The organism is Bacteroidota bacterium (genome assembly GCA_017303975.1).
Taxonomy (GTDB): domain Bacteria; phylum Bacteroidota; class Bacteroidia; order JAFLBG01; family JAFLBG01; genus JAFLBG01.
Window position 1 is genome coordinate 25978 of sequence record JAFLBG010000001.1, and the last position, 26253, is coordinate 52230.

The following is a 26253-nucleotide window of genomic DNA, read 5'->3' on the forward strand; positions in this document are numbered from 1 at the left end:
GTAAGAATGCCTTTACCCTTAATTATCTATTATCTAGGTATTGTTCCGTTTAAATTAATATTCACTCCGTTTTTAGGCTGTGGAGCAGCGGGCGCAGTATTGTTTATAATAATTACATCGTTTCTGTTATTTATTTCGTTTTGGCGCTTGGTATGCGGCATTCCATTTTGTCTTATAAAACGCTCAACAGCATTGTTATCCAAATCTCCATCTGCTATCAGCTTGTCTTCATATACAAACTCTATATTTTTAATGCTTTTCATAAAATAATAGGAAACTTCTGTGATCGAATTTGTGTTTAAAAATGTAATCTCTCTATATAGCACATTTCCATTGGTGTTTGCCGATTTTCCTTCATTTGGGTCGCTGTATTCACGGGTTTTAACAAAAATTAAATCTTTACCCTCTAAATTTTGAATGTAATAATCCTCGCAACCATAAAGCGTCTTGCTTTTTAATTTTGATACTTTAAACAAGCTTCCGGTTTCGTTAGAAACAATGCCCGTTTCTTTATCATACTTTAATTTACCACCAGCAAATACATTGGCAATAAATAGCAGAGAGATTAATGTTAAAAATATTTTTTTTATCGCTATTGTTTTTTTCAGGCGCAAAGATACACGGGTAGAGTGCAACAAAACAAGTGTTTGGGGAAATATATTTTTGAGGGCTGATTTGAATATCCACTTCTATTTAAACACCTATAATTAAGATCTTCAAATCACTTTTTTATATGTAATTTTTATATTGTAATCACGAATTTTTATATCCTACCGTCAAAAAACGTTAATTTGTTGAATGGATTCATGAAATTCATGTAAAAATTGTGAATGCATTCACAGAATTAACGAAAACGTTCGATTTTTAAACAACTCAACCTATCTTATAATTCCTTACTTTTGCACAGCTATGGAAAACATTAGAAATTTTTGCATTATTGCTCATATCGACCACGGAAAAAGCACGTTGGCCGATCGTTTGTTAGAATACACTAAAACCGTGTCTAAGCGTGACATGCAGGCTCAAGTGTTAGATGATATGGATTTGGAGCGTGAGCGCGGTATTACCATTAAAAGCCATGCTATTCAAATGGATTATGAGTTGAATGGTAAAAAATATGTACTTAATTTGATTGATACTCCGGGGCACGTAGATTTTTCTTACGAGGTTTCTCGTTCTATTGCTGCCTGCGAAGGCGCTTTGCTTATTGTAGATGCAGCACAAGGGATACAAGCACAAACGATATCTAACCTGTATCTAGCTCTAGGCAATGATTTAGAAATAATTCCTGTTTTAAATAAAATAGATTTGCCTAGCGCAGAGCCCGAAGTTGTGAAAGACCAAATTGTAGATTTGTTGGGATGCAAGCGCGAAGAAATAATTGGCGCTAGCGGCAAAACGGGTCTTGGTGTGTATGATATCCTTGCTGCTATCGTAGAGAGGATTCCAGCACCTAAAGGAGATCCTAAAGCCCCTCTTCAAGCCTTAATATTCGATTCTGTTTACAATTCATTCCGTGGTATTATTGCCTATTACAAGATTGTAAATGGCACCATGAAGAAAAACGAAATAGTAAAGTTCATGAACACCGACACACAGTACGGAGCTGATGAGATAGGTGTACTTCGACTTCAAATGGAGCCTCACGACCAAATAAGTGCGGGTAATGTCGGGTATATTATTTCCGGTATAAAAGAAGCAAAAGACGTAAAAGTGGGTGATACGATTACTTCTGTTGCAAATCCTTGCGAAAAAGCTATTGAAGGATTTGCAGAGGTTAAACCAATGGTATTTGCTGGTATTTATCCGGTAGATACTGAGGATTACGAGGAGTTGCGCGCATCCATGGATAAGTTAAAATTAAACGATGCTTCCATTACCTATGAACCGGAATCTTCGGCTGCACTTGGTTTTGGCTTTAGATGTGGCTTCTTGGGTATGTTGCACATGGAGATTATTCAAGAGCGATTGGAGCGCGAGTTTAATATGACTGTTATTACAACGGTTCCAAACGTATCGTACAAAGCCTTTACTACCAAGGGAATTGAGATGGCTGTAAATAATCCGTCTGATTTGCCTGATTTCAGTACGCTTGATAGGGTTGAAGAACCTTACATAAAATCTACTATTATTACGAAGTCCGATTATATAGGACAAATTATTTCGTTGTGTTTAGAAAAGCGCGGTGTTATAATGAACCAAACCTACTTAACCACCGACCGTGTAGAACTTATATTTGAAATGCCATTGGGCGAAATTGTATTTGATTTTTACGATAGATTAAAAACTGTTTCTCGTGGGTATGCTTCGTTTGACTATCAGCCATTGGATTACAGAACATCGGACTTGGTTAAACTAGATATCTTAATTAATGGTGACCAGGTGGATGCCTTGTCAGCATTGATACACAGACAAAACTCCTATACATTCGGAAAAAAGATTTGTGAAAAACTGAAAGAATTAATTCCTCGTCAACAGTTCCAAATAGCCATACAGGCTGCTATTGGTGCTAAAATTATATCGAGAGAAACTATATCTGCTTTACGTAAAGATGTAACTGCAAAATGTTATGGTGGAGATATTTCGCGTAAACGTAAATTATTAGAAAAACAGAAAGAGGGTAAAAAACGTATGCGCCAAGTTGGAAGTGTAGAAATTCCACAAAGCGCATTTATGGCGGTGTTGAAGCTGAATGATTAATGATAATGGCTTCTTAAATATTGAAGCTTAAATCTTATTTCTTATTTAAGCGTACCGTTTTTCTCTGCTTCTTTGTTGTAGATGTTTATTCTTCTAACCCACAATATAAGGGCTGCAAAACAAATTACGATAAATAATACATTAGGACCATCGCCCAATTTTTCGATTATTTTAAAAGAAGCTTCAAAAAGTTCTCCTATTCCGTAGAAAAATTCTGTCATAGTTCTTATTTTGTACTAATATACACTTTTTTGTATTTAATTAAATAAACCACCGTGATCAATTTTTTTAGAAACAACACCCCTTTTGCAACAATAATCATTTGTGTTTTGGGTGTATTACTTTGGTTTTCGGGGTTTTTAAATAGTACTTCTATAATCGTAAAACACGAAATGCCGTTGTTCGAAACAATAGCATTTTCGTATAACAAAGCCTCCATAGCGGTAAGCGCCTTCTCTTTATTACTTATTTTAGGAAGCAGCCTCTTATTAAACCGACTTTGCAATGATTACGAGTTATTAGGCAGACCAAACTATGTTGTGGGTTTAATTTATTTGCTTATCTGCTGCTCTTTACCCGGCTTGTTAAAACCTAACGCATTTCATTTTTCAAACATTATAATTGTGTTGGGGCTTCAAAGGCTTTTATCCGGCTACAGACAAACCTCTGCCCTCTCTTCTGTTTTTGATTCGTCTTTGCTGTTCGGCATTGCCACATTGTTTGATTTTTCTAGTGTTACATTGGTATTGTTTGTTTGGATTTCTATTGCCATTATCCGCCCGTTTAATTGGCAAGAATGGGTTATCCCCGTTATCGGCTTCATTATACCGTATTTATTTTTGGGTGTGTATTTCTTTTGGATTGACCGAATTGATTATCTTATTTACGATAAAATGCTTTACAATATTATTTACGAGCCGTTTGTTTTAAACTTTACAAGTAAGGAAATGCCTGTAATATATACCCTTTTGGCTATTCTTATTTTTTCTCTTTTTAATTACTTTACAGGAGGAGTAACACCCAAACTAAAATCGCAAAAGGTACTTCAGGTGCTTTTGGTTTTGCTTTTTGTAAACCTAATTGGTGTGTTGTTTTCGAGGGAAATTGGGTATGAAATGCTTGCACAGTGTGCAATTCCACTGTCGGTATTTATTGGGCGGTATTTGTATGTGATTAGACGACCGTTTTTTTCTGAATTGTTCTTCTTTTTGCTGTTAGCCGTTATTATTGTGTGTAAATTTTAGTGTATGTTGGTAAAACAACAAGGTGTTCTGTTTTTTATATTTATTTGTTCAATAGGAACATACGCACAAAAAACAAAAACAGAAAAAATAGATTCGCTATTAAAAAAATTATATTACTCTAACCAGTTTAATGGAGCAGTGTTGATTAGGGAAAAAGAAAAGGTTATATATAAAAAAGGTTATGGATGGGCCGACTATAACAAAAAGGATACTATTGATTCGAATACCCGTTTTCATATAGCATCCATATCAAAACCTTTTACAGCTATTGCTATCATGCTTTTAAGAGACGAAGGAAAATTAGTCCTGAGTGATGATATCACGAAATACCTACCCGAATTGACCCACTATAAGGGCATTACGATACGACATCTATTACAGCACACCTCGGGTATTAACTATCCTGAAAACTTGAAAGGCAATCGCGAATTCAAGCTTTTTGAAAAAAAATATTTAGACACTATTCCCAAAAAGGACCAACCTTACTACCAAACAAATGAGTTTAATTTACGGTATTTGGCAACCTGCAAACCAAAACTATTTAATACACCGGGCGAAAAATTTATGTATAGTAACATTGCCTATAGCTTATTACCTATAATTATTACTCGCATTACTCACATTAAGTTTGAAACATTTATGGAAAACAATGTTTTTAAACCGTCTGGTATGCATAACACTTTTATTTACAATGGAAGAATGGACGATACACTAACAAATTTTGCACGACCAGATATGACAAAAACGTGCAAAGGCGATGATGTAAATGGAAGCAATATGATTTGTGCTTCTATTGAAGACATGAATATGTTTGATATTGCATTGTTTTCGGAAAAACTAATTCGACTAAAAACCTTGCAAGAAATGATTACAACAAGTGTTATTGATGATAAAATCTTAAATACAAAATATGGTCTTGGGTGGGAACTTTTTTCTAACAAGCACGATTCGCTAATTTATCATATGGGAAATTATTTATCTTATACAACACAGTATAAACACTGTGCTAAAAATGATTATACGATACTAATTTTTATGAATATGGAAAAGGGGAATACTAAACTATATGTTTCCCGTTTTATAGAATGCCTATTAAAAAACGATTACAAACGCTTAAACGCACTTAAGCTCTTCAATCCTCCCAAATACTGGTTTAAAAAGAAAAAAATTCCCAAAAAGTATAGGATAGATTATAATTAACCACATAATAACTAAATTAGTACAAACTAAATTTTTTACTATGCGTTTTGGAGTAGTTATTTTTCCCGGTTCTAATTGTGATCAAGACATGATTTATGTGTTGAAAAAAATAATGGGACAAGATGTTGTTGAATTGTGGCATAAAGACACAGACTTACAAAACACCGATTTTATTGTACTTCCCGGTGGATTTTCGTACGGAGATTATTTGCGCTCTGGCGCAATTGCCCGTTTTTCGCCTATCATGGAAAAGGTAACGGAGTTTGCTAACAAGGGCGGATATTTAATGGGCGTTTGCAATGGTTTTCAAATATTGTGCGAAGCGGGTTTGGTTCCGGGTGCATTGATGCACAATGCAGAGAGAAAATTTATTTGCAAAAATGTATTTATAAAATCCGAAACAACAGGCACTCTGCTTACCAAACACATACCTCAACACAAGGCACTTAAAATACCTATTGCACACGGAGAAGGAAATTATTATGCAGATGCCGAAACACTAAAACAACTAAACACCAACGGGCAAGTGCTTTTTAGATACTGCAACGAGAATGGCGAAATAACAACCGCGTCAAATCCTAACGGTGCTATTGAAAACATTGCAGGTGTTTGCAATGCGGGCAAAAATGTATTTGGTATGATGCCACACCCGGAAAGAGCCGCAGACAAAAACCTTGGAAATACAGATGGTTCCTTGTTATTTGAGTCTATGTTAAAAGAGCTGTTAGTAAAGGCTTCGGTATAATTATCGTATCCTACCGATTCGTAAAAACCATTAATTAGCCTTTGCTATTGGATTGGCTAAACCGGAATACGAAACTAAATCCATTTTTATAGAACCCACTAAAATTTCGGCTTCTGCCCTTACAGGTATGTGATTTTTATCGTCCGTAATCCACACTGTTAAATCTTCTTCGTGCTTAAATACCCGTCCCTTCTGAATTACAGGACGAAATTTTAAACAATTGAATTTGCCAATTCCTATTTTTATCGTTTCTTTTCCAACGTATTTTATTTTTAGCGGATACACTTCGTTGTCTACAAAACAGGTAGAGGCCTCAAAAATATCGCCATACTTGGCATTTGTAAAATCCATGCAACGTGCTTCGTAAAAAGCAGAAATCATGTCTTGTGTGTTAGTAGGAATATCGAATGTTTTTCCACCACCTACATCAACTTTATTCTTGTAATGATTGAAAAAATAATCTTGGCTATCGGTATATCCGCCCTCCTTTATTCGTCTTACAAACAACCATGGAAAAAGAGCCTCTTCGTCAATATAACTTTCGTATCTATCGCGCACTTTAAAAAACCAATCGAAGGTACCTTTTGAATTGCCCGTTCCAACAACGTGTAAAGCCTTTCGAGAACCAAATGTTTTTGTTTCGTCTTTTATTTCAAGTACTGCTTCGCCTGCATCCATAAAACCATAGCGCAAATGGTATGTAAGCACTTCTCCTTTTTTAAAAGAGTTTACCTCCATTTTACGGAACTCTACCTTTTTTCCTGCTGTATCAACCACCACAACCTCGTTTCGCTTTGAAAAAGCAAAACCTATAAGCGCAATGCACGCAAGTAGAATTATTTTTTTCATAGTTACCATCTTCATATCAATACACATGCAAATGATGTGCCAATACCTACTTATACGACAATGTTGACAATTTTGTTCGGTACCACTATAATTTTTTTAGGTGCTTTTCCTTCTAGAATTTTTTGCGTTTGTTCAAGCGCAAGCACCTCTTTTTCAACATCTTCCTTGCTTAATGCCAAATCTAATTCATGGAAAAATTTTGTTTTTCCGTTGATGGAAACCGGGTATTTGAAAGAACTTTCAACTAAGTATTCCTCCTTAAATTCGGGAAATTGAGCATTTACAATGCTTTTATACCCATGCGGAATAGCGTTAATATCAAAGCTTTCGCCATACTGTAATTTAGCCCATAGCATTTCGGCTATATGCGGTGCATACGGAGCAATGATAATAGCCAAAGGCTCCAAAATAGCTTTTTTGTTGCATTTTAAGTCGGTTAATTCATTTACACAAATCATAAAATTGCTTACCGAGGTATTGAACGAAAAACGCTCAATATCATCAACTACTTTTTTAATGGTTTTGTGTAACGCCTTTAATTCCTCTTTTGTAGGGGCATCGTTGCTTACATTGAAAGCTCCAACCCCTCCCTGACCCTCCCCCGGGAGGGAATGATATAGTCTCCACAATTTTTTTAAGAAGCCGTGCACGCCTGTAATACCATTGGTATTCCACGGTTTATGTTGCTCCAATGGACCCAAAAACATTTCATACAAGCGTAGTGTGTCTGCGCTGTAGTCACGAACAATATCATCTGGATTTACAACATTGTATTTGGATTTGGACATTTTTTCTGACTCTCGTCCACAAATGTATTTTCCATCCTCTTCACAAAAAATTTCATCAATTAATAGTGATTTATATCTTTCACTATTTTTAAATCCCTGAACGTCTAGCTCGTTAGAAATTGGATCGACAAGACTAATATCTACATGAACAGGATGAACACTTTGCATCTTTTCTGCTAACGTAATGCTATTAAATCCTAGTTGTTTTTGTCTTTCCAACTCATTTCTTTGTATTGACTCGATTAATTGATCTTTTAAACCTTTGTTGAAATTATCATACGATGATTTTGGGACAATGTACTTTTGAGCATTTGGCATACCATTCACATCTAAATTATCAAGAAATGGCATGGTAAGACCTGTTGAAAAACCATACACAAACGCACTCACCCCCTGTATCATCCCTTGATTAATCAACTTTTTAGCGGGTTCTTGAATATTGATATAACCTAAGTCGGCTAAAAACTTTGTCCAGAAACGCACATAGAGCAAATGCCCTGTAGCGTGCTCTGCACCGCCAATGTACAAATCTACATTTTGCCAATAATCAGCAGCTTCTTTAGATACAAACTCATTTGGATTTTTTGCATCCATGTAACGCAAGTAATACCAGCTACTTCCAGCCCAACCGGGCATAGTGGTAGTTTCCAAAGGAAAAGCGGCCCCTCCTAAATCCTCCCCATTAGGGAGGACTTTTGTGTCGAGCTCCGATTTTAATTTTTGCACGACCCTATCTACATCAGCAAGTATTTCCTCGTTTTTATACCGAACTACTGAAAACCCCGCTAATTCAAGTTGTTGGGTTCTCAATTCATCTTGTTCTTTCTGAAAATCATGGTACTTACCATCTACTTCAATAACAACCTTTTTTTCTAAGCAAACAAAGTCTGCAATACTTGTGCCTATTACATGTTGTCTTCGAATTTTATAACCCAACTGCTCCTTTCGAATATGCTCCCAAAGCACTGACTCTGCCTCAGTTTGATCTTTTCTTTTTTCTCTTGACAACTCCTTTGTAGCAGGCCAAATAGTTTTATCAGCAGTATGAAACGAAGGGCTTGCCTTCCCCTCTCCCCTCTGGGGAGAGCCGGAGTGGGGCCTATACATCCAACCCTTAGCCCTTGCTAATGGCGGCTCTCCTGTTTCGGTAGGTAAAAATTTATCTATTTCGGGCAATTCAATTGGTAGGTCTTTTTCATCTACTGCATAAGGAATTCCGTCTTTGTAATAGATAGGAATAGGCTCTCCCCAATAGCGTTGGCGGCCAAACACGGCATCACGCAAACGATAATTTATTTCTCTTTTTCCTAATCCACTTTTTTCAATTTCGTCAATCGCCTTCTTCATGGCTTGTTTCACGTCCATGCCATTTAAAAAATCCGAATTAACTAGTGTTCCCTCCTTTGCTTCGTATGCTTCCTTACTTATATCGCCTCCCTTAACAACCTCGGTAATGGGCAAATTGAAGTGCTTTGCAAATGCATAGTCGCGGCTATCGTGCGCAGGAACTGCCATTACAGCACCTGTTCCATATCCGGCTAAAACATAATCGCCAATCCAAACAGGAATAGGCTTTTGCGTAAACGGATGTAACACATAAGAACCTGTAAACTGCCCACTGATGCGCTTTACATCAGCTTGTCGTTCGCGCTCACTTCTATTTTTAGATACTTGTACGTATTCATCAACAGCCTTTTTATTCTCCGGTGTTGTTATTTGGCTTACCAATTCATGTTCCGGAGCAAGTGTTACAAAAGAAACACCGAAAACGGTATCTGGTCTAGTTGTAAAAACCTCTATCTCAAACTTTGAACTTTCAACTTTGAACTTTAAACTAGTACCTTCCGATCGTCCTATCCAATTGCGTTGCGCCTCTTTGATACTTTCGCTCCAATCTATTCCATCTAAATCTTTTAGTAAACGCTCTGCATAAGCCGTAATTCGAAGGCTCCACTGCTTCATCATTTTTCTTTCTACCGGATAGCCTCCTCGTTCGGATACACCATCTTTTACCTCATCATTGGCCAACACTGTTCCCAATTGCGGACACCAGTTTACAACAGCTTCTCCCAAGTACGCCAAACGATACTCTTGCAATACCATTTGCTTTTCTGCTTCCGAAAGCTCTTTCCAAGCCTTGCCAACGTTTTCGTGCTTTGTATTTTGTGTTTCGAATTTTTGTATAAGCGTCTCTATTGGCTCAGCCTTATTGGTTTCCGGGTTGTACCAACTATTAAATAATTTAATAAAAATCCATTGTGTCCATTTATAATAGTTTGGATCGCACGTTTTAACTTCTCTATCCCAATCAAAGGAAAAACCTAATTTATCTAGCTGTTCGCGATATCTCTTTAAATTTTTTTCGGTTGTAACAGCAGGATGTTGCCCGGTTTGAATAGCATATTGCTCGGCAGGTAAACCAAACGCATCGTAACCCATAGGATGCAACACATTAAATCCTTTTAAGCGTTTGTAGCGACTTACAATATCAGACGCAATGTATCCCAATGGATGCCCCACATGTAGCCCGGCTCCGGATGGATACGGAAACATATCCAATGCATAATACTTTGGTTTCGATTTGTCAATCTCTGCCTTATATACATTATTTTGGGCCCAGTATTGTTGCCATTTTTTTTCGCTTTCAGAAAAATTGTATTCCATAACTAGTATTTGATTCGCTAAAATACAAAATTGGCGGGTTGTTTGTAATTAACACTTTATAACTATGTTTTACTTATTTAAAACACAAAAGCATGCAAACTTTTATTATTTTAGAAGCCTAATATGTCGGAAAACGTAAGTAAACATAAAACGCAGTCATCGTCTATTACAACAGTAGTAAGCCTATCTCTTGTTTTGTTTACGTTGGGGTTATTGGGTTTGCTAATTCTAAACACTCAAAAGCTTTCGAACTATGTAAAAGAAAATATTTCGTTCCAAATAATTTTGTCCGATAACATTACAGAGGCGGATGCAAGTAAATTGCAAAAAACACTGGATGCGTCTGATTATACCAAGAATAGCGAGTTTATTACCAAAGAAAAAGCAGCAGAAGATTTGAAAAAAGACTTGGGCGAAGATTTTATAGGATTCTTAGGGTATAATCCGTTGTTGGCTTCTATTAACATAAATTTAAATGCCGAGTATGCAAACACAGATAGCATAGCTGTTATAGAGACGGAGCTGTTGAAGAATAAAAAAATAAAGGAGGTTATTTATCAAAAGAATCTGATTGCTACTGTAAACGAAAATGTAAAAAAAATAAGTTTGGTAATATTAGTATTTAGCTTTTTGCTTATGATTATTGCTTTGGCATTAATAAATAACACAATTCGACTTTCTATCTATTCCAAGCGATTTATTATTCGTACCATGCAATTGGTAGGCGCAACACAAGGGTTTATAAGAAGACCATTTGTTTTGAAAGGTATATTACACGGCATATACGGAGCTATTATAGCTATCGTACTGTTAAGTGGATTGCTATACCTAGTATCCAGACAGTTTCCGGATATTATGCAACTGCAAGACACTACCATGCTACTTACTTTGTTTGGAGCAGTAGTATTGATGGGAATTGTTATTTCCGGAATAAGCACAGCTCTTGCAGTGCGAAAATATTTACGAATTAAACCAGAAGATTTATATTATTAATATGGCCAAACAAGTAACAAATACAACCAATACGAGCAACCAAAATTATGTTTTTGGAAAGCAAAATTACACCCTTCTTTTAGCCGGCATTGCATTAATTTTAATTGGCTTTATGCTTATGATTGGCGGTGGCTCCGAAGATCCTACCGTATTTAGCGAAGCCATTTTTGATACACAACGATTAACCGTTGCTCCTATTGTGGTTTTGAGTGGTTTTACTGTAATTATATTTGCGATTATAAAAAAGCAGAAGGCCGTAGAGAAATAATTCTCTATACGATAAACCTATTATTAAACCGGTTATTAAATCTAGTACCGGTAAATCTATGCAGCCATGTCGTTACTTCAAACTATTATCATTGCTATCATCGAAGGCCTAACCGAGTTTTTGCCCATATCTTCAACAGGACATATGATATTGGCATCTTCATTGATGGGCATTCAAGACTCAGAGTTTACCAAAACCTTTGAAATAGTAATACAACTAGGCGCAATATTTGCGGTGCTAATCTTGTATATAAAACGCCTACTTGCCGGAATCGATATTTATTTAAAATTGGGCATTGCCTTTATACCTACAGCTATTATTGGTATTGTAGCATACAAAACTATAAAAGCCTATTTGTTCAATCCTTTGGTAGTAAGCCTTTCCTTAATTATTGGCGGTATTGTATTGTTGTTTATTGATAAATGGATAAAGCCAAAAAACGATACATATGTAGAGATAAAAGATTTATCCTATCTCGATTGCTTTAAAATTGGTTTATTTCAGTGCATCTCTATGATACCGGGTGTTTCAAGAGCTGCGGCAACCATAATTGGAGGAATGGTTCACAAACTAGACAGAAATCAAGCTGCCGAATTTTCGTTTCTATTGGCTATTCCCACTATGTTTGCGGCATCAGGCAAAGATTTGATGGAGTCTATGGATTTAATTACAGCAGCTAATTTGCAAACTATTTTAATTGGCAGCGTTATCGCTTTTATTACCGCGCTATTTGCTGTTAAAGGGTTTGTGGCTTTTTTAACTAAATACGATTTTAAACCATTTGGTTATTACCGCATTGTTATTGGTGTTGCGTTTTTAATCTATGCTTACTCGACAGGATTGTCTCTATCTACAAATTAAAAAACACCATGAACAAACTTGCGGATATACAAACACAGCCCTTAAACTACGAACTAACGCATTCTTTAGCAGAATACGAAGCTGGAAAAGTTTTGTTAATTGACAAACCCTACGGATGGACATCTTTTCAGGCAGTAAACAAAATCAAGTATGCAATCAAACATCAATTTAAAAAAATAATTAAAATAGGACATGCCGGAACCCTTGACCCACTTGCTACAGGGCTGCTTATTGTTTGTACCGGAAAAGCCACAAAAACAATAGACCAAATACAAGCACTGCCCAAGGAATACACCGGAACTTTTTTTCTTGGAGCCACCACACCTTGTTTTGATTTAGAAAAAGAGGTGGACGCTACTTACCCCACAGAACATATTACCAACAAACTCATATACCAAGCCGCCAAAGACTTTGAGGGTGATATTATGCAAACACCACCCGTTTTTTCGGCAGTAAAAATAAATGGAAAAAGAGCGTACGATTACGCTAGGGCAGGACAAGAAGTAGAAATAAAGGCAAAGCCAATTACAATCTATTCGTTTGAAGTAACAAAAATAGAAATGCCCCTACTGCACTTTAAAATTAAATGCAGCAAAGGCACATATATCAGATCTATAGCAAGAGACTTTGGATTGGCATTAAATAGTGGCGCACACCTGACTTCGCTTAGAAGGACAATGATTGGAGAGTATAACCTATCTAACGTCACTAATATAAAGGTTGACATCTAATCAATATAATAACACTCCCAGATTATCAACGTTGTAAGTGCTGTCAATTTTGGTGTGCTTGTCTTTTCTCTTAGGCAACCAGGTTTAGAACCCTCATCAACAGTACAAATTGCCTTTGTATCACAAACTTGCGGATTTGTAACACTAGAAGTGTCGCCACCACCAACAGTTTGTTTTTGATTTTTATCAAGCTCTGTTACAAAGCTCTCTACTTTTAATTCACTTAAGGTTAATTTCTTCATGGTAATTTTTTTAATAGTATTCAAACAAAAATTCAATACAGCTAGTTAATCAATGTAAAGGCATTGCCAAAAAATTAAAGTACCCAATCCTAATAATTGATCTATGGGATGCGTCTTTGCTCTTACACATGTTGGCCTAGAACCGCAATTATTTCCGCACTTTGTACCCAACTCCGATTCGTTCTGACAACCATACGCATTACTTGCGCCATTTATGGTTTGCTTTTCTTCGGCAGAAAGGCTGGTAACGAAACTTTCTACCTTAATTTCTTTTAAACTCAATTTAGCTGCTTTCATAAACTTTTAATATTGGTTATAAAACAAGTATACCAAGAACAAGTATTTATGAGTAGTACAAAAAATGAGTAAATGAAAAAGTCTAACCAAGCTCCGAAATAACCCTATGGTTATCTATCGATTTAATTCGTACCTTTGCATTCGTTTTTATATTTATTTATAAACCATTAAATCCCGTAAGATTTATGAAATTATCGCAGTTTAAATTCAACCTGCCCAAAGATGCCATTGCAGAAAACCCTGCAAAAAACCGTGAAGACGCCAGAATGATGGTAGTTCACCGCAAAACAGGCAAAATAGAACACAAAAAGTTTAAAGATATTATCAACTATTTTGATGATGGCGATGCCTTTATTTTAAATGATACCAAAGTTTTCCCGGCACGTATGTACGGCAACAAGGAAAAAACCGGTGCTAAAATTGAGGTTTTTTTATTACGCGAATTAAATAGAGAAAGCCGACTGTGGGATGTATTGGTAGATCCTGCTCGTAAAATAAGAATTGGTAACAAACTATATTTTGGTGATGACGATTCATTAGTAGCAGAAGTTATTGACAATACAACATCAAGAGGTAGAACGCTACGTTTCTTGTTTGATGGACCTTACGAAGATTTCAAAAAAACAATTGAAACATTAGGAGAAACTCCACTGCCTAAATACGTTCGTAGAACACCAACTGAAGATGACAAAGAACGCTACCAAACCGTATATGCACGCAACGAAGGTGCAGTAGCTGCGCCAACAGCAGGAATGCACTTTAGCAAAGAGTTGCTAAAACGTATGGAGCTTAAAGGAATTAACTTTGCAAACATTACACTTCATATCGGACTTGGAACATTCAGACCGGTAGAGGTAGAGGATTTGACAAAGCATAAAATGGATTCGGAAGATGTTGAAATTTTGCAAAGTGCTGTGGATATTGTAAATAAAGCAAAAGACAATAAAAAAAGAGTGTGTGCTGTAGGTACCACTACCATGCGTTCTATAGAAACTTCTGTTTCAACAACCGGTCATTTAAAACCATACAAAGGTTGGACAAACAAATTTATTTTTCCTCCGTATGATTTTAGTGTTGCAAATGCCATGGTAACCAACTTTCATTTGCCTGAATCAACTCTTTTAATGATGGCGTGTGCGTTTGGTGGATATGATTTGATAATGAAGGCATACAAAGAGGCTATAAAAGAAAAGTATAAGTTTTTCTCTTATGGCGATGCGATGCTGATTTTGTAATTTTTTGTTATATAACCACTGTCAGTTCGAGCGGAGTCGAGAACTAGACGGTGGTTTTATTTGAATGTTATTTTATCCGTTCGAACTGACAGTAGTGAAAAACACTAGTACAATTTCTACAACCCCTTACCGTTTCATAAATGCCTAACCCAATTGATACCGTAAAAAAATACGCCATCATTGTTGCCGGAGGAACAGGGTCAAGAACAAGCTTACCCATTCCTAAACAATTTGTCAAACTTCTTGATAGACCAGTGCTAATGCACACTATTGCTAAATTTGCTGAGTGTTTTCCTGATATTGAAATTATAGTTCCACTCCCTGTATCACAAATTGAAAATTGGAAAAGGCTTTGTGTTGACTATAATTTTACAATTGTACATACCACAATAGCGGGCGGAGATACACGATTTCAATCTGTTAAAAATGCACTAAACACCATTAAAGAAGAGGGTGTGGTTGGAATACACGATGCTGCAAGACCTTTGGTTAGCAAACAGGTAATTCTAAATTCCTACAAAACAGCCGAAATGTATGGCAATGCTGTGCCTGCAATTCCGATGAACGAATCTCTCAGACAAATAGACTCGAGAAGAAGTGTTGCTGTTGATAGAACACGGTTTTGTATTGTACAAACGCCACAGTGCTTTAAAATTGATTTGTTAAAAAACGCTTTCGAGCAAGGCTATAATAATGCTTTTACCGATGATGCATCTGTGTTAGAAGCTACTGGGGTAAAAATCCATTTAATTGATGGAAACCCTGAAAATATTAAAATCACAAACCCGCGAGATTTTTTAATTGCGGAGGCTCTTTTTAAAAGCACACAAAGTCCGTTAATCTAAAAAATTATCTCTAATATAAAACCCTACACGTATTTGTTGATTTGTTGGAAATACTTGTTATCCTATTTCCCCTAAGGCTAAGCAAACTCAAGTCCTTCATATAAGACACATAATAAAACGAAGGATTGGTTATTTGATTGTTGTCTAAATACAACTTTCGCGTGTTTGTTAAGAATGAACAATAATACCCAATTTCCTTTATTTGATTGTTATTTGCGCTTAGCACTTCTAGATTTTTTAAAAAACTTGTATAATACCCAAGTTCTCGCAGTTGGTTTCCATCTATATATAACTCTCTTAGATTTACCAAAAAGCTTGTATAATAGCCTATTTCGGGAATGTTATTATTTCTAACACTTAAAACTTCTAGATTCTTTAAAAAAGAAATGTAGTATCCTAATTCCGAAAGCTGATTATTGTCTAAAATCAACACTTTTAAATTTGGTAGGAGAGATATTTGGTAGGGTATTTTTGTAAGTCCGGTACCAGATAAATCCAAAACTCTTACTGTGCTTTGGTTTTGCATAGCAGCGTTTATGCTATAATAAACCACACCATCGTTCTCATAATTACTATAGCAATTTGAATTATAGCGTTGAGAGAAAATCAAAATAGGTAAAAAAAGAATTGCTACTAGTATTTTTAGTTTCATTATAATTTTGTTTTAACTACAGAAACCAAATTTTGTGCCAAAAATTATTTTTTGCTCAATCGCTTGTCCGTTGCATATTTCAAAAGAGCGTTGGCTATTACAACTGCTAGTACAATAGCTGTAACTAAATAAAAACCGGTACTCATTTTTTCGCTATCGTTAAAAATAAAATATGCAAAAAATATACCATACACCGTTTCTAAATTAATGGTAAGCGCAATTGTATATGGACTAATATTTCTAAGTATTTCCATGCTTATTATAAACGGAATAGTTGTGCACAAAATTCCCAAGAGCGCTAAATAAAACCAATCTAGCTCTGTAGGCAAAGGCCACGATCCAATATCTTTAAATAAAAACAAAGTAAGCGCAAGTAATCCTCCCGCTAATTCAAAAAAAGAGATTGTTACCGGGTCGTCACCTCTTTTTATAAGCCACCCATTTAAAACACCAAACAAAGACGAAGTAAATGCAGAAAAAATACCCATCGCTATTCCTAATTTATACGAAAACTCCAACTTGAAAAGCAGTGCCATAGAAACCGCAACAATCAAACCAAAAATAATTTCGTAGGCTCGTATTCTTCGTTTAAATATGAGCGGTTCTAAAATAGAGGTGAAAAAAGAAATGGTGGCCAAACAAGCAAGTGTTATAGAAATATTACTCACTTTAATGGCACCGTAAAATGTAATCCAGTGAAGCATTATTACCAACCCTACTGCAGAATAAGTAATTACTTTTTTCCAAGAAATTAGAATGTTAATTTTTTTATACCAAGCCCAAAAAGCAATACCAGCAACAGCAATAGGCAATCGGTACCACACTAAATATAGTGCAGGCAGCTCTATAAGTTTTCCAAGTATAGCTGTCCACCCCCATATAAATACAACAAAATGTAATAGATAAAGGTCTCTTGAGCGTGTATTCAAAAGTGTTTAAATAAAATTCAATTTCTTTTGAAGATCTTCTTTAAAAGAACCACCGATTGGTATTCTTTTAGAACTATTTTCTAAAATTAAATCGGATGACTCAATAGCAGCTATCTTATCTATATTCACAATGAAAGATCTATGTACTCTCATAAATTCGTTAGAAGATAGTTTTTTTTCTATATCCTTCATGGTAGAATGTATAGTGAATTTACCAATTGTAGCGTTTATAATAACATAATCTTTTAGCGCTTCTACAAAAAGTATTTCTTTCGATTTAATTTTTACTTGTTGTGAATTTGATTTTACAAATAGGGACGATTTGTCTTTATTTTCAACAATAGAATATAAAAAGTCTCTTTCTTTTTTTATTTCATTTATTTTTTCGTGTTTATACACAGCCATTTCAATAGCTGTATGCAAATCGATCTCTTTAAATGGCTTTAATATATATCCATAAGGTTCTGTTATTTTTGCTTTGCTTAGGGTGTTTTCATCAGCATATGCAGTTAAATATATTACCGGAATATTGTATTTTTCCTTTATTACTGACGCAGTTTCTATACCATCCTGCTTTCCTTTAAGCATAATATCCATTAATACCAGTTCTGGCTTTTGCTCATCAATAAAGATTATTGCGTCTTCTCCTTTCGAACAAATTCCAATTACATTGTGTCCTAATTTTTTTAAGCTCAATTGAATGTCTTTTGCTACGATACTTTCATCTTCTACAATTAAAATATTTTTGGCACTCATATTATTTTTTTATGTGTTTTTAAAAATGATTGTGTAATGTACGCCATTATTAGTATCAATCTTTACATCAGCATTAATTTGTTCTGCTAAGGTAAAAATTAACTGCATTCCAAGTGTGGCTGATGATTTATAATCAAACCCGTTGGGTAGTCCTACTCCATTGTCTCCTACCCGTATTTTAATAAGGTCTGATTTATAGTTTTTTACGCTTAAATATAATTGCGGATTTTCTTTATTAATAAAAGCATATTTAAGCGAATTAGAAATAATTTCATTTACCACCAAGCCGCATGGTATGGCAGTATCTATATTCATATCTATTTTCTCTATTAATAGCTCTGTTTCTACTTTTTGTAATGAATATGAGTGCACCAAGTTTTTTACCACATTGGTTAAATAATCTGCAATATTTATTCTAGAAAAATCTTTTGTTTGGTAAAGTGTTTCATGTATAAAAGCCATTGATTTAATTCTATTTTGGCTCTCTTTAAACAAGTTTATTGTGTATTCGTCTGTTATGTATGACGATTGAAGATTTAATATACTGGAAATAACCTGCAAATTATTTTTTACTCGATGATGCACCTCTTTTAATAAAACTTCCTTTTCTTGAAGCGATTGTTTCAATTTTTGCTCTGCATTTTTACGGTCCTTTATTTCTTCCTTTAATTGCTTATTTGTTTCTTCTACAATTTGCAATCGCATTTGTTCCTTTTCAATTTTCCTTTGTTGTGTTAAGTCGTGGTAAACAACTAATACGGCATATTTTCCTTCAAAAATAAATGGTATTGGTTTTGATTCTATGTCTAAAACTTCGCCCACTGCATTCTTTATTTTAATGGGTAGAAAAGGTAAACTTTTATTGCCTTTACCAAATTCCATTCTGCGCTTTTTTACAGTAGAATGATACTGTGGAAGGATATAATGAAAAATAGATTTATTTTTTAATTCGCTCAAATGATTTATTCCCATTATTTTTAAAGCGCTTGGGTTTGCAAATATTACATATCCTTTTAAATCATGTATAAAAATTCCATCGGGCGATAGTTCTACTAATCTTCTGTAATTATCCTCGCTCGATTTTATTTTTAATTCAAATTCTTTTCTTGCTGTAATATCTGTAATAAATCCTTCCAAATACAAAAGTTTTCCTTCGTCAGAATACACGCCCTCTCCTCTTTCCCAAACCCATTTTTCTTGTCCTTTTTTAGGTTTGATTCTATATTGCAATTCAAAGTGTTTTTTATTCTTTAATGCACTATTTACTTGCTTAATAATATAAGTTCTATCTTCTGGAACAATAATATCAGAATATGATTTTTTCTTGTTATTTAACATTTCCTTTTCAGTATATCCTGTTAAATCATAACATCCGTTGCTAATAAAAAACATGGTCCAATGTTTATCATTTGCACATCTATAAACCATTCCCGGCAAATTGTTCATCAAATTGGAAAGTGTTCTTTCCTTTTCCTGCAATTTTCTTTCAGAATTTTTTCTATCAGTAATATCAAATGAAATACCTATACAACCAACTATTTTTTTTCCATTGAACAAGGGTTTAAGATAGGTTTGAAAATGTACATTTTTAAATACGTGTTCGTATTTCACTTTTTTACCTTTTAGTGCATTAAGATGCATGCGTATAGGTAAAAACTCTTTATCTGATGTCGAAAAAAGATCATAAAGAGAAACTCCTGTAACTTCGTTAGGTTTTTGATCTAACTTTTTTAAACCTGAACCATTAGAAGATGTAAAAACAAGGTTTGTATCGGTTGTCCAAATTATTGCTGGTGATTGAGATAATACTATTTCTAACTCTGATTTATTTCTAGCTATTTCTAATGTCTTTTCCTCAGTTATATTATTAGCAACAAGTAAATAATATTCTACTTTTTTATTTTGTATTATCGGAATAATTTCTGTTTTATACCAAGATTTTTCATTACTTGTGGCTGATTTAATTCCTGAAACCTTTATATAATCAGCCTTTTTTGATTGAGTAACTTTTTTAATTTTTTTCTTATATAGTTCTACATGTTCCGGATGTACAAAATCATATAAAGACTTTCCTATAAAATTTTTTGCATATACTGTGTTGTAAACAGTATAAATACAATAGTTTTTATCTATAACAAGAAAGTTAGACGAAGAAAATTTTGTTAAACTTTCCCAAACTAATTTTTCTTCAATATTATTACTTAGATTTTTTTTCTGCGCTTGTACCACTTGATAATACTTCTTGTTCGGTAGGTTTTACTTTTACGCCATCAAATTTTATTTCTATATCATTTACATACGTAATGGTTAATAATAAAAGTCCAGTAGCATCTTTAAACACCCATTCTCCATCTTTATTTCCCATTATATATTTACCTTCTTGCATCAACTTACCATTTGAATGATAATATTTATGTTTACCATCTGCACTACCATCAATAAATTTACCTTCAAAACGTAATTTTCCATTTGTGTAAAAATGCTTCCATTCTCCATCTCTTTTATCTGCTTTATAAGCGCCTTCTTCCCTGTAATCACCCATTTCATATACCCAAGTTCCTTCTTTCAATCCATCTAAATATTCTCCTTTTGTTATTACTTTTCCGGAATCACTATACTCAATCATATTTCCTTCCAACTTATCATTTACATAATTTTCTTCTCGTAATAAATTACCACTTTCGTAATACCATTTCCATAATCCTTGTGCTTTACCCTTTTTATCGTATTTACCTTTTTGCTCTACTTTTCCATTCGGATGATAAAATACCCACTCACCTACTCGTTTAGCATCCTTATACTCTCCCTGTGCCTTTATTTTGCCATTGGTATGGTATTCTTTCCATATTCCTTGTTGATTACCTTTTTCATCCATTATTCCTTCGGCAATAATAACACCATCAGAATATATTTTAGAAGATACAATTAATCCGGAATCATTATAATCTCTATGCACTCCTTCCGGAACACCATCTTTATAACCTCCGGTAAATTTTAATTTGCCGGTTGGATGATATTCCGTAAAAATGTCAACTTTTTTTAACTCTGGTGCGTCTTCTTGTAATTTTCCGTTGGTATATTTTTCTACTTTTAATAAACTTCCATTCAGCGCATAATCCTTAAAATACCCGTCCTTCTTATCGTTTAAATATCTTCCTTCATTTTTTAAATTTCCATTATCATAAAAATCTTTCCACACTCCTTGTTTTAAACCATCTCTATCTTTTCTGTTTATTCTTTCTGATTTTCTGGTAAATCCTAATTTATATTCGGTAAGTGTAATAATATTTCCCAATGTATCGTATTCAAAAGCATTTCCATTCTCCTTGCCATCTACAAAAGGAATTTTATCTTTTATTTTTCCATTGGAATGATAATTAAAACTAAAATTTTGTTTAACGTCTTCTTTAAAATTTTCAATGGATAAAAGTTTGCCTGTTTTTGAATCGTATGTCTTTTTTTCGCCTGTTTTTTTTCCGTTTTCGTAGTAGTATTCGAGTGTTAAAATGCCGTCTTCATTGTAAAATTTCCATAAACTATCCAGCACAAAATTTTCCCTATTTCCTTCGGATTTAACTTTTCCATTCGGAAAATACGTTTTCCAATATCCATCCGGTTTTCCTTGTCGTAGTGTACCTTCACTTGATTTCTTTCCATCTGCGTAATAATAAATTTTAAATTCGCTTGCACCAGTTTCGGTTTGTTGACCGTAAGAGCAAACAAAAGTAAGAAGAATTAATACGATGTTGAACAACCTTCTACACATACTTATTAAACAACATTTATATTATATATTTTATTTAATTATTATTTATGTATCTATTATTAGCTTGTTAATTAAGTTAGTTATTTTTTTACTGTTTTATTGTATTTATCAGATATTAAATACTATTAACAACTTATTAAATACTAATATTTTATAGACTATTGTAAATCTGCTAATTAGGTTGTTATAAACATTCTGTGTATAAACCTGAGTATGGATAAAAATGTACAGTTTTTAATTGTTAATATCCGTCTTTTGTTGTTAATATTAGAATATTAAAAACTGGAAAGTAAAATTTGATTGTTAGTTGTTTTTCATAATGAAGATAATATGTGTATACATGCCAATAAGGTTATAAACAGATATTAACAATTAAAAAGGGTAATTAACAGATAGTTTTTAATAATTCTATTCTATTTTTACGATATAAAATTCAACAAATGAAGCTAAGTATTGGTTCTGATCATGCAGGGTTTACTTTAAAAGAGGTAATTAAAACAAAACTGTCCAAAGAAAATTTCGTAATTAACGATTGTGGTACTTATTCGTTAGATAGTGTTGATTATCCCGATTTTGCTCATAAAGTAGCTACAAGTGTTGTAAATAAAGAAGTTGAATTAGGTATTTTGGTTTGTGGTACCGGTAATGGTGTTGCAATTGCGGCTAATAAACACAAAGGAATTAGAGCTGCATTATGTTGGAATAAAGAGATAGCAGCACTTGCAAAACAACATAACAACGCAAATATTATTTCTTTACCGGCTAGATTTATTACGGATAATGAAGCCATTGAAATAATAAACACCTTTTTAAACGCCACATTTGAAGGAAATAGACATCAAAAGAGAATAGAAAAAATAGATTTATAAAAAATGATTCGTATTGTTTTTTTATTCTTTTTATTTTCTTCAATCGCAAGCGCAACTTCCATAGAACAACTAGTTGAAAGAATTAGCACAGACAGCTTAAAAAGTTATATTACCACACTTTCTTCAGATGCTATGGAGGGAAGAGAAACAGGCACCTTAGGTCAAAAGCAAGCCGCTGATTACATAGCTAAAAAATTTAGAAAAATCGGCTTAGAATCCTTTACAGATAATTACCTGCAACAGTATGATTATTCTGTTGATACAGCAAATAAAATATATACAAATTTAACAGGCCATAATGTAATTGGATTTATACGAGGAAATTTACCAAACGCGAAAACACTTATTATATCTGCTCATTACGACCATTTAGGTATAAAAGATTCTTTGGTTTACAATGGCGCAGATGACAATGCTTCTGGAGTAGCCGCGATTATAGAAATAGCTCGCATTTTTTCTGATGAAGCAAAATTAGGCAATAAGCCCGATAATACTATTTTATTTATTGCATTTAGTGGAGAAGAAAAAGGATTGTTGGGGTCTAATTATTATGTTAAAAATACTGTGATACCTTTAAATAAATGTATAGCGAATATAAATATTGATATGATTGGAAGGATTGATGCAAAACATGCCACCGATTCAAATTATGTATATGTAATAGGCTCTGAAAAAATTAAGAAAAGTTTAAAGCGATTGATAATAAAACAAAATAGTTTGTACAACAACCTATCTCTCGATTTTTCATTTGACAGAAATGATGTAAACAGGTATTACTACAGATCCGACCATTACAATTTTGCAAAAAATAAAATCCCAATTGCTTTTTATTTTAATGGAACTCATGAAGATTACCACAAACCTTCCGATGATGTTTCTAAAATAAAGTTTGAGTTATTAACTAATAGAGTAAAACACATTTATGGTGTAGTTTTTAAAATAGCACAATTAAAAAAGTTGTAAGTATATTTTTAACATTAATGTGTATTTTTAAGTAAATGTTTTTGATAAAATAAAGTTTATGCCAACACAGTTTGATGAATTTATTGAATCTTCCGAAGTAAAATCGTTTGATAGAGAACACAGACGAAAATTGTTATTTAATATTCATCAATACGATAAAAAGGTTGAAGAAGGAAAACATCAGTTTTCTAATTTAGAATTGGCAAAAACAAGAGCTTCGGCATTAAAGACAAAAGTAATTGAGAATCTTGATAAATATTTAATAGAATTCGAGTCTAATTTTATTAAGCGAGGAGGAAAGGTTATTTGGGCGCAAGATGCAGAAGAAGCTATGAAAGAGATTGTGCAAATAATGAAAAAGCACAATACAAAAACTGTTGTTAAGTCGAAGTCGATGACAACAGAAGAAATTCATTTTAACGAAGCTGCTGCTAAAGAAGGCATAGAAAGCCTTGAGACGGATTTAGGAGAATACATTGTACAATTACGCAACGAACCACCTTATCACATTGTTACACCCGCCATGCATCTTTCTAAGGAGGATGTAGCAAAAACATTTAACGAGAAGCAGGGAACACCAATAGATTGGACACCTCCTGAAATTGTAGCGCATGTTAGAAAATTATTGCGCGAAAAATATACAAAAGCAGAGGTTGGTGTAAGCGGTGGTAATTTTTTAATTGCGGATGTTGGTGCTGTTGCGGTAACCGAAAACGAAGGAAACGCAATGCTTTCGATGGCATACCCAAAAGTACACATTGCTATTGTTGGTATCGAAAAAATAATTCCATCACTTACCGATTTAGATTTATTTTGGCCACTATTATCTACTTATGGAACCGGTCAGAAAGTTACAGTGTACAATTCTATATTAGCCGGACCAAAACAAGAAGGAGAAACCGATGGACCTCAAGAAATGTATGTGGTGTTGCTTGATAATGGAAGAACAAATTTATTAGCAGAACCGGAACAACGCAGAGCGCTTAATTGTATTCGTTGTGGAGCTTGTTTAAACGGATGTCCTATTTATAAGAGCGTTGGGGGCCATTCTTATGCTTCAACATACAGTGGACCCATTGGTTCGGTTATAACGCCTCACTATAAAGGAATGCAAGAGTTTAAGCATTTAAGTTATGCGTCATCGTTATGTGGAAAATGTACAGAAGTCTGTCCCGTAAAAATTGATTTACATAAGCTGCTATTGTTTAATCGTAGAGACTCCGTTAAAAATGGCTTTTCGACCAAAGTAGAAAACGGTACTTGGTATTTTTGGAAGAAAGCCATGTTAAAGCGAAGTACCATGGAAAAAGGTGGAGCCAAAGTCAAAAATTTTATGCTCCGTCAATTCTTTAAAAAACAATGGGGTGATAGACGGGAATTGCCTGTTGTTGCGGCAAAATCATTCAATCAATTGTGGAAAGAAAGAAATAGAATTTAAGGAATAATAATTTTTTTACTTTGCTTTATTCCCGCATCATCTACAGACACAAAGTAAACACCGGAAGTTAGTTTTCTAAGGTCTAATTTTATTTTTCCATCCAAAAAATTTTCCATATTCTTTGGAACACTAATTTTTTGACCCATTGCATTGGCAACAAAAATATCCGGCATTGTTTGCGGTAACTCTATAAAATTAACAATGGCATAGTTTAAATCCATGTTGTGGTAAATATAAATGTCGTCATCTGTTTTTACTCGCACAGATCTTACGTCAGAGTATTTGAATTTACCATCAAAATCGACTTGTTTAAGTCGGTAATAAAATCTGCCTGCATACAATTCTTTGTCAGTAAAATAGTAATTAACAATTGTATTGCTATTTCCACTGCCCTTTATTCTACCTACTTCTACAAAAGTTTTAGCGTCAAGCGAACGTTCAACAACAAAATATTCGTTATTTATTTCAGTGGCAGTAGTCCAATACAAATCCACTTCATTTTTTCGTTTAGAAAAAAGTTCGAAAGAGGTTAGCTCTACCGGAAGACCATAGTTGATAACACAAAATTCACCACAAGCAGGAGGGAGTCCATACGTTGAGCTTACTGTTATATGGTCAACTTGTGCTGTAGCTGCTACCCCGGCTGCCGCATCTCTATTGGCAGAAAACGCTAATCCAAAAAAAGCAGACATTACATCAGCCCTTCCAACACAGGTTTGTCCGGCATCTAAGGCATAGGTTCTAATGGCGTCTGCTGCTGGCCAGTTAGTATTATTAGCATAATCGCACCCGGTTTGAATAGCACCATTTATCACCCACCTTACTCTGTAATCATCAATATTTGTGTTGGGATTACTTCGTTCTACAGAGAATGTTATTACTCCTGGTGCACAATCAGATGTCATCGATATTCCAAAATTTCTTGCAATTAAATAATCGGTATAACTTCCGTTTGCGGCTAAATCAGTTGTGTTTGTGGAATACGAATCGTCAGATGCTGTAATATTTCCTTTGTTGCTCCAAGTAGAGGTTGAGCCGGCAATGGCAACAGTTTCAGTAGAAGCCGGACTATGAGGTCCGGAAACACCAGCTGTACAACCAAACAATGCCTTAAGTTGAGAAAAACAAAACGAGCAACTTAATAATATAAAAACAACTAAAAGCGAAAAACGTTTCATGACTAATGCAGGATAATTGTATGACAAATATATCAATTTT

General features: G+C 34.3%; 25 protein-coding genes and 3 pseudogenes. 13 read left to right on the top strand and 15 right to left on the bottom strand.

The genetic code is table 11. The annotated features are described in order from the left end of the window. Positions 1-29: 29 nt before the first annotated feature. Positions 30-614, bottom strand: coding sequence for a hypothetical protein (locus J0M08_00140; GenBank protein ID MBN8701452.1), 585 nt, complete (start codon positions 612-614; stop codon positions 30-32). A gap of 295 nt (positions 615-909) precedes the next feature. Here J0M08_00140 and lepA point away from each other — a divergent pair, with 295 nt between their 5' ends. After that, positions 910-2700, top strand: a complete 1791-nt coding sequence (gene lepA, locus J0M08_00145; protein MBN8701453.1) for an elongation factor 4 — start codon at positions 910-912, stop codon at positions 2698-2700. Positions 2701-2741: 41 nt separating this feature from the next. On the opposite strand, the gene J0M08_00150 is transcribed toward lepA, so the two are convergent. Next, a complete protein-coding gene (locus J0M08_00150; protein MBN8701454.1) occupies positions 2742-2921 on the bottom strand; it encodes a hypothetical protein in 180 nt (59 codons plus the stop codon). Positions 2922-2975: 54 nt separating this feature from the next. Here J0M08_00150 and J0M08_00155 point away from each other — a divergent pair, with 54 nt between their 5' ends. Genes J0M08_00155 through purQ form a run of 3 tightly spaced genes read left to right on the top strand, consistent with a single transcriptional unit; the run spans position 2976 to position 5889 of the window. Beyond that, complete coding sequence (locus J0M08_00155) at positions 2976-3944, top strand: hypothetical protein (protein MBN8701455.1); 969 nt, start codon at positions 2976-2978, stop codon at positions 3942-3944. Positions 3945-3947: 3 nt separating this feature from the next. After that, on the top strand, positions 3948-5144 hold the full coding sequence (locus J0M08_00160; protein ID MBN8701456.1) for a beta-lactamase family protein: 1197 nt from the start codon (positions 3948-3950) through the stop codon (positions 5142-5144). A 40-nt stretch (positions 5145-5184) separates the two neighbouring features. Beyond that, complete coding sequence (gene purQ / locus J0M08_00165) at positions 5185-5889, top strand: phosphoribosylformylglycinamidine synthase subunit PurQ (protein ID MBN8701457.1); 705 nt, start codon at positions 5185-5187, stop codon at positions 5887-5889. Positions 5890-5919: 30 nt separating this feature from the next. Here the strand turns inward: purQ and J0M08_00170 are convergent, their stop codons facing one another. From J0M08_00170 to J0M08_00190, 5 genes and pseudogenes are all read right to left on the bottom strand, one after another. Next, complete coding sequence (locus J0M08_00170; GenBank protein MBN8701458.1) at positions 5920-6738, bottom strand: DUF3108 domain-containing protein; 819 nt, start codon at positions 6736-6738, stop codon at positions 5920-5922. Between the two features lie 50 nt (positions 6739-6788). Next, entirely contained in the window at positions 6789-7928 is a 1140-nt protein-coding gene (locus J0M08_00175) for a class I tRNA ligase family protein (protein MBN8701459.1), read from the bottom strand. 360 nt (positions 7929-8288) lie between these two features. After that, a pseudogene (locus J0M08_00180) lies at positions 8289-8633 on the bottom strand (endonuclease domain-containing protein). A gap of 201 nt (positions 8634-8834) precedes the next feature. Then, positions 8835-9629 (bottom strand): annotated as a pseudogene (locus tag J0M08_00185) (class I tRNA ligase family protein). A gap of 132 nt (positions 9630-9761) precedes the next feature. Then, positions 9762-10190 (bottom strand): annotated as a pseudogene (locus tag J0M08_00190) (class I tRNA ligase family protein). Between the two features lie 123 nt (positions 10191-10313). On the opposite strand from J0M08_00190, the gene J0M08_00195 reads away from it, so the two are divergent. From J0M08_00195 to truB, 4 genes are all read left to right on the top strand, one after another. After that, on the top strand, positions 10314-11183 hold the full coding sequence (locus tag J0M08_00195; GenBank protein ID MBN8701460.1) for a cell division protein FtsX: 870 nt from the start codon (positions 10314-10316) through the stop codon (positions 11181-11183). Position 11184: 1 nt separating this feature from the next. After that, entirely contained in the window at positions 11185-11451 is a 267-nt protein-coding gene (locus J0M08_00200; GenBank protein ID MBN8701461.1) for a DUF3098 domain-containing protein, read from the top strand. Positions 11452-11517: 66 nt separating this feature from the next. Continuing rightward, positions 11518-12312 carry an undecaprenyl-diphosphate phosphatase gene (locus tag J0M08_00205; protein MBN8701462.1) on the top strand — a complete coding sequence of 265 codons (795 nt, stop codon included), beginning with the start codon at positions 11518-11520 and terminating at the stop codon, positions 12310-12312. Positions 12313-12320: 8 nt separating this feature from the next. Beyond that, complete coding sequence (gene truB, locus J0M08_00210) at positions 12321-13043, top strand: tRNA pseudouridine(55) synthase TruB (protein ID MBN8701463.1); 723 nt, start codon at positions 12321-12323, stop codon at positions 13041-13043. Here truB and J0M08_00215 read toward each other — a convergent pair. Next, positions 13040-13285: a pinensin family lanthipeptide gene (locus J0M08_00215; protein ID MBN8701464.1), complete on the bottom strand. Its 246-nt coding sequence runs from the start codon at positions 13283-13285 to the stop codon at positions 13040-13042. The genes truB and J0M08_00215 overlap by 4 nt on opposite strands. Before the next feature lie 45 nt (positions 13286-13330). Further along, entirely contained in the window at positions 13331-13582 is a 252-nt protein-coding gene (locus tag J0M08_00220; protein MBN8701465.1) for a pinensin family lanthipeptide, read from the bottom strand. Between the two features lie 185 nt (positions 13583-13767). On the opposite strand from J0M08_00220, the gene queA reads away from it, so the two are divergent. Beyond that, the gene (queA, locus tag J0M08_00225; protein ID MBN8701466.1) at positions 13768-14817 is read left to right on the top strand and encodes a tRNA preQ1(34) S-adenosylmethionine ribosyltransferase-isomerase QueA; all 1050 of its coding nucleotides are present in this window, start codon (positions 13768-13770) and stop codon (positions 14815-14817) included. A gap of 140 nt (positions 14818-14957) precedes the next feature. Continuing rightward, positions 14958-15662, top strand: coding sequence for a 2-C-methyl-D-erythritol 4-phosphate cytidylyltransferase (locus J0M08_00230; GenBank protein MBN8701467.1), 705 nt, complete (start codon positions 14958-14960; stop codon positions 15660-15662). 10 nt (positions 15663-15672) lie between these two features. Here the strand turns inward: J0M08_00230 and J0M08_00235 are convergent, their stop codons facing one another. From J0M08_00235 to J0M08_00255, 5 genes are read right to left on the bottom strand one after another with little or no spacing between them, the layout of a single operon-like run. Continuing rightward, entirely contained in the window at positions 15673-16314 is a 642-nt protein-coding gene (locus tag J0M08_00235) for a leucine-rich repeat domain-containing protein (protein MBN8701468.1), read from the bottom strand. Between the two features lie 44 nt (positions 16315-16358). After that, entirely contained in the window at positions 16359-17243 is an 885-nt protein-coding gene (locus J0M08_00240; protein ID MBN8701469.1) for a DMT family transporter, read from the bottom strand. Between the two features lie 6 nt (positions 17244-17249). Then, a complete protein-coding gene (locus J0M08_00245) occupies positions 17250-17999 on the bottom strand; it encodes a response regulator (GenBank protein MBN8701470.1) in 750 nt (249 codons plus the stop codon). A gap of 9 nt (positions 18000-18008) precedes the next feature. Then, on the bottom strand, positions 18009-20228 hold the full coding sequence (locus tag J0M08_00250; GenBank protein MBN8701471.1) for a PAS domain S-box protein: 2220 nt from the start codon (positions 20226-20228) through the stop codon (positions 18009-18011). Then, positions 20197-21765: a toxin-antitoxin system YwqK family antitoxin gene (locus tag J0M08_00255; GenBank protein ID MBN8701472.1), complete on the bottom strand. Its 1569-nt coding sequence runs from the start codon at positions 21763-21765 to the stop codon at positions 20197-20199. Before J0M08_00255 ends, J0M08_00250 begins: the two co-directional genes overlap by 32 nt. A gap of 440 nt (positions 21766-22205) precedes the next feature. Here J0M08_00255 and rpiB point away from each other — a divergent pair, with 440 nt between their 5' ends. From rpiB to J0M08_00270, 3 genes are read left to right on the top strand one after another with little or no spacing between them, the layout of a single operon-like run. After that, the gene (gene rpiB / locus J0M08_00260) at positions 22206-22634 is read left to right on the top strand and encodes a ribose 5-phosphate isomerase B (GenBank protein MBN8701473.1); all 429 of its coding nucleotides are present in this window, start codon (positions 22206-22208) and stop codon (positions 22632-22634) included. Positions 22635-22637: 3 nt separating this feature from the next. Continuing rightward, on the top strand, positions 22638-23597 hold the full coding sequence (locus tag J0M08_00265) for a M28 family peptidase (GenBank protein ID MBN8701474.1): 960 nt from the start codon (positions 22638-22640) through the stop codon (positions 23595-23597). Positions 23598-23655: 58 nt separating this feature from the next. Further along, positions 23656-25035: an iron-sulfur cluster-binding protein gene (locus J0M08_00270; GenBank protein MBN8701475.1), complete on the top strand. Its 1380-nt coding sequence runs from the start codon at positions 23656-23658 to the stop codon at positions 25033-25035. Here J0M08_00270 and J0M08_00275 read toward each other — a convergent pair. Next, entirely contained in the window at positions 25032-26240 is a 1209-nt protein-coding gene (locus tag J0M08_00275; protein ID MBN8701476.1) for a T9SS type A sorting domain-containing protein, read from the bottom strand. The two genes, J0M08_00270 and J0M08_00275, sit on opposite strands and share 4 nt — an antisense overlap. Positions 26241-26253 lie beyond the last annotated feature (13 nt).

What these genes read in the sequence shown, in the direction of transcription:
- lepA (MBN8701453.1), top strand. Translation starts at nt 910, where the DNA reads ATGGAAAACATTAGAAATTTTTGCATTATTGCTCATATCGACCACGGA.
- J0M08_00150 (MBN8701454.1), bottom strand. Translation starts at nt 2,921, where the DNA reads ATGACAGAATTTTTCTACGGAATAGGAGAACTTTTTGAAGCTTCTTTT.
- J0M08_00160 (MBN8701456.1), top strand. Translation starts at nt 3,948, where the DNA reads ATGTTGGTAAAACAACAAGGTGTTCTGTTTTTTATATTTATTTGTTCA.
- purQ (MBN8701457.1), top strand. Translation starts at nt 5,185, where the DNA reads ATGCGTTTTGGAGTAGTTATTTTTCCCGGTTCTAATTGTGATCAAGAC.
- J0M08_00170 (MBN8701458.1), bottom strand. Translation starts at nt 6,738, where the DNA reads ATGAAAAAAATAATTCTACTTGCGTGCATTGCGCTTATAGGTTTTGCT.
- J0M08_00175 (MBN8701459.1), bottom strand. Translation starts at nt 7,928, where the DNA reads ATGATACAGGGGGTGAGTGCGTTTGTGTATGGTTTTTCAACAGGTCTT.
- J0M08_00195 (MBN8701460.1), top strand. Translation starts at nt 10,314, where the DNA reads ATGTCGGAAAACGTAAGTAAACATAAAACGCAGTCATCGTCTATTACA.
- J0M08_00200 (MBN8701461.1), top strand. Translation starts at nt 11,185, where the DNA reads ATGGCCAAACAAGTAACAAATACAACCAATACGAGCAACCAAAATTAT.
- J0M08_00205 (MBN8701462.1), top strand. Translation starts at nt 11,518, where the DNA reads ATGTCGTTACTTCAAACTATTATCATTGCTATCATCGAAGGCCTAACC.
- truB (MBN8701463.1), top strand. Translation starts at nt 12,321, where the DNA reads ATGAACAAACTTGCGGATATACAAACACAGCCCTTAAACTACGAACTA.
- J0M08_00215 (MBN8701464.1), bottom strand. Translation starts at nt 13,285, where the DNA reads ATGAAGAAATTAACCTTAAGTGAATTAAAAGTAGAGAGCTTTGTAACA.
- J0M08_00220 (MBN8701465.1), bottom strand. Translation starts at nt 13,582, where the DNA reads ATGAAAGCAGCTAAATTGAGTTTAAAAGAAATTAAGGTAGAAAGTTTC.
- queA (MBN8701466.1), top strand. Translation starts at nt 13,768, where the DNA reads ATGAAATTATCGCAGTTTAAATTCAACCTGCCCAAAGATGCCATTGCA.
- J0M08_00230 (MBN8701467.1), top strand. Translation starts at nt 14,958, where the DNA reads ATGCCTAACCCAATTGATACCGTAAAAAAATACGCCATCATTGTTGCC.
- J0M08_00235 (MBN8701468.1), bottom strand. Translation starts at nt 16,314, where the DNA reads ATGAAACTAAAAATACTAGTAGCAATTCTTTTTTTACCTATTTTGATT.
- J0M08_00245 (MBN8701470.1), bottom strand. Translation starts at nt 17,999, where the DNA reads ATGAGTGCCAAAAATATTTTAATTGTAGAAGATGAAAGTATCGTAGCA.
- J0M08_00255 (MBN8701472.1), bottom strand. Translation starts at nt 21,765, where the DNA reads ATGTGTAGAAGGTTGTTCAACATCGTATTAATTCTTCTTACTTTTGTT.
- rpiB (MBN8701473.1), top strand. Translation starts at nt 22,206, where the DNA reads ATGAAGCTAAGTATTGGTTCTGATCATGCAGGGTTTACTTTAAAAGAG.
- J0M08_00265 (MBN8701474.1), top strand. Translation starts at nt 22,638, where the DNA reads ATGATTCGTATTGTTTTTTTATTCTTTTTATTTTCTTCAATCGCAAGC.
- J0M08_00270 (MBN8701475.1), top strand. Translation starts at nt 23,656, where the DNA reads ATGCCAACACAGTTTGATGAATTTATTGAATCTTCCGAAGTAAAATCG.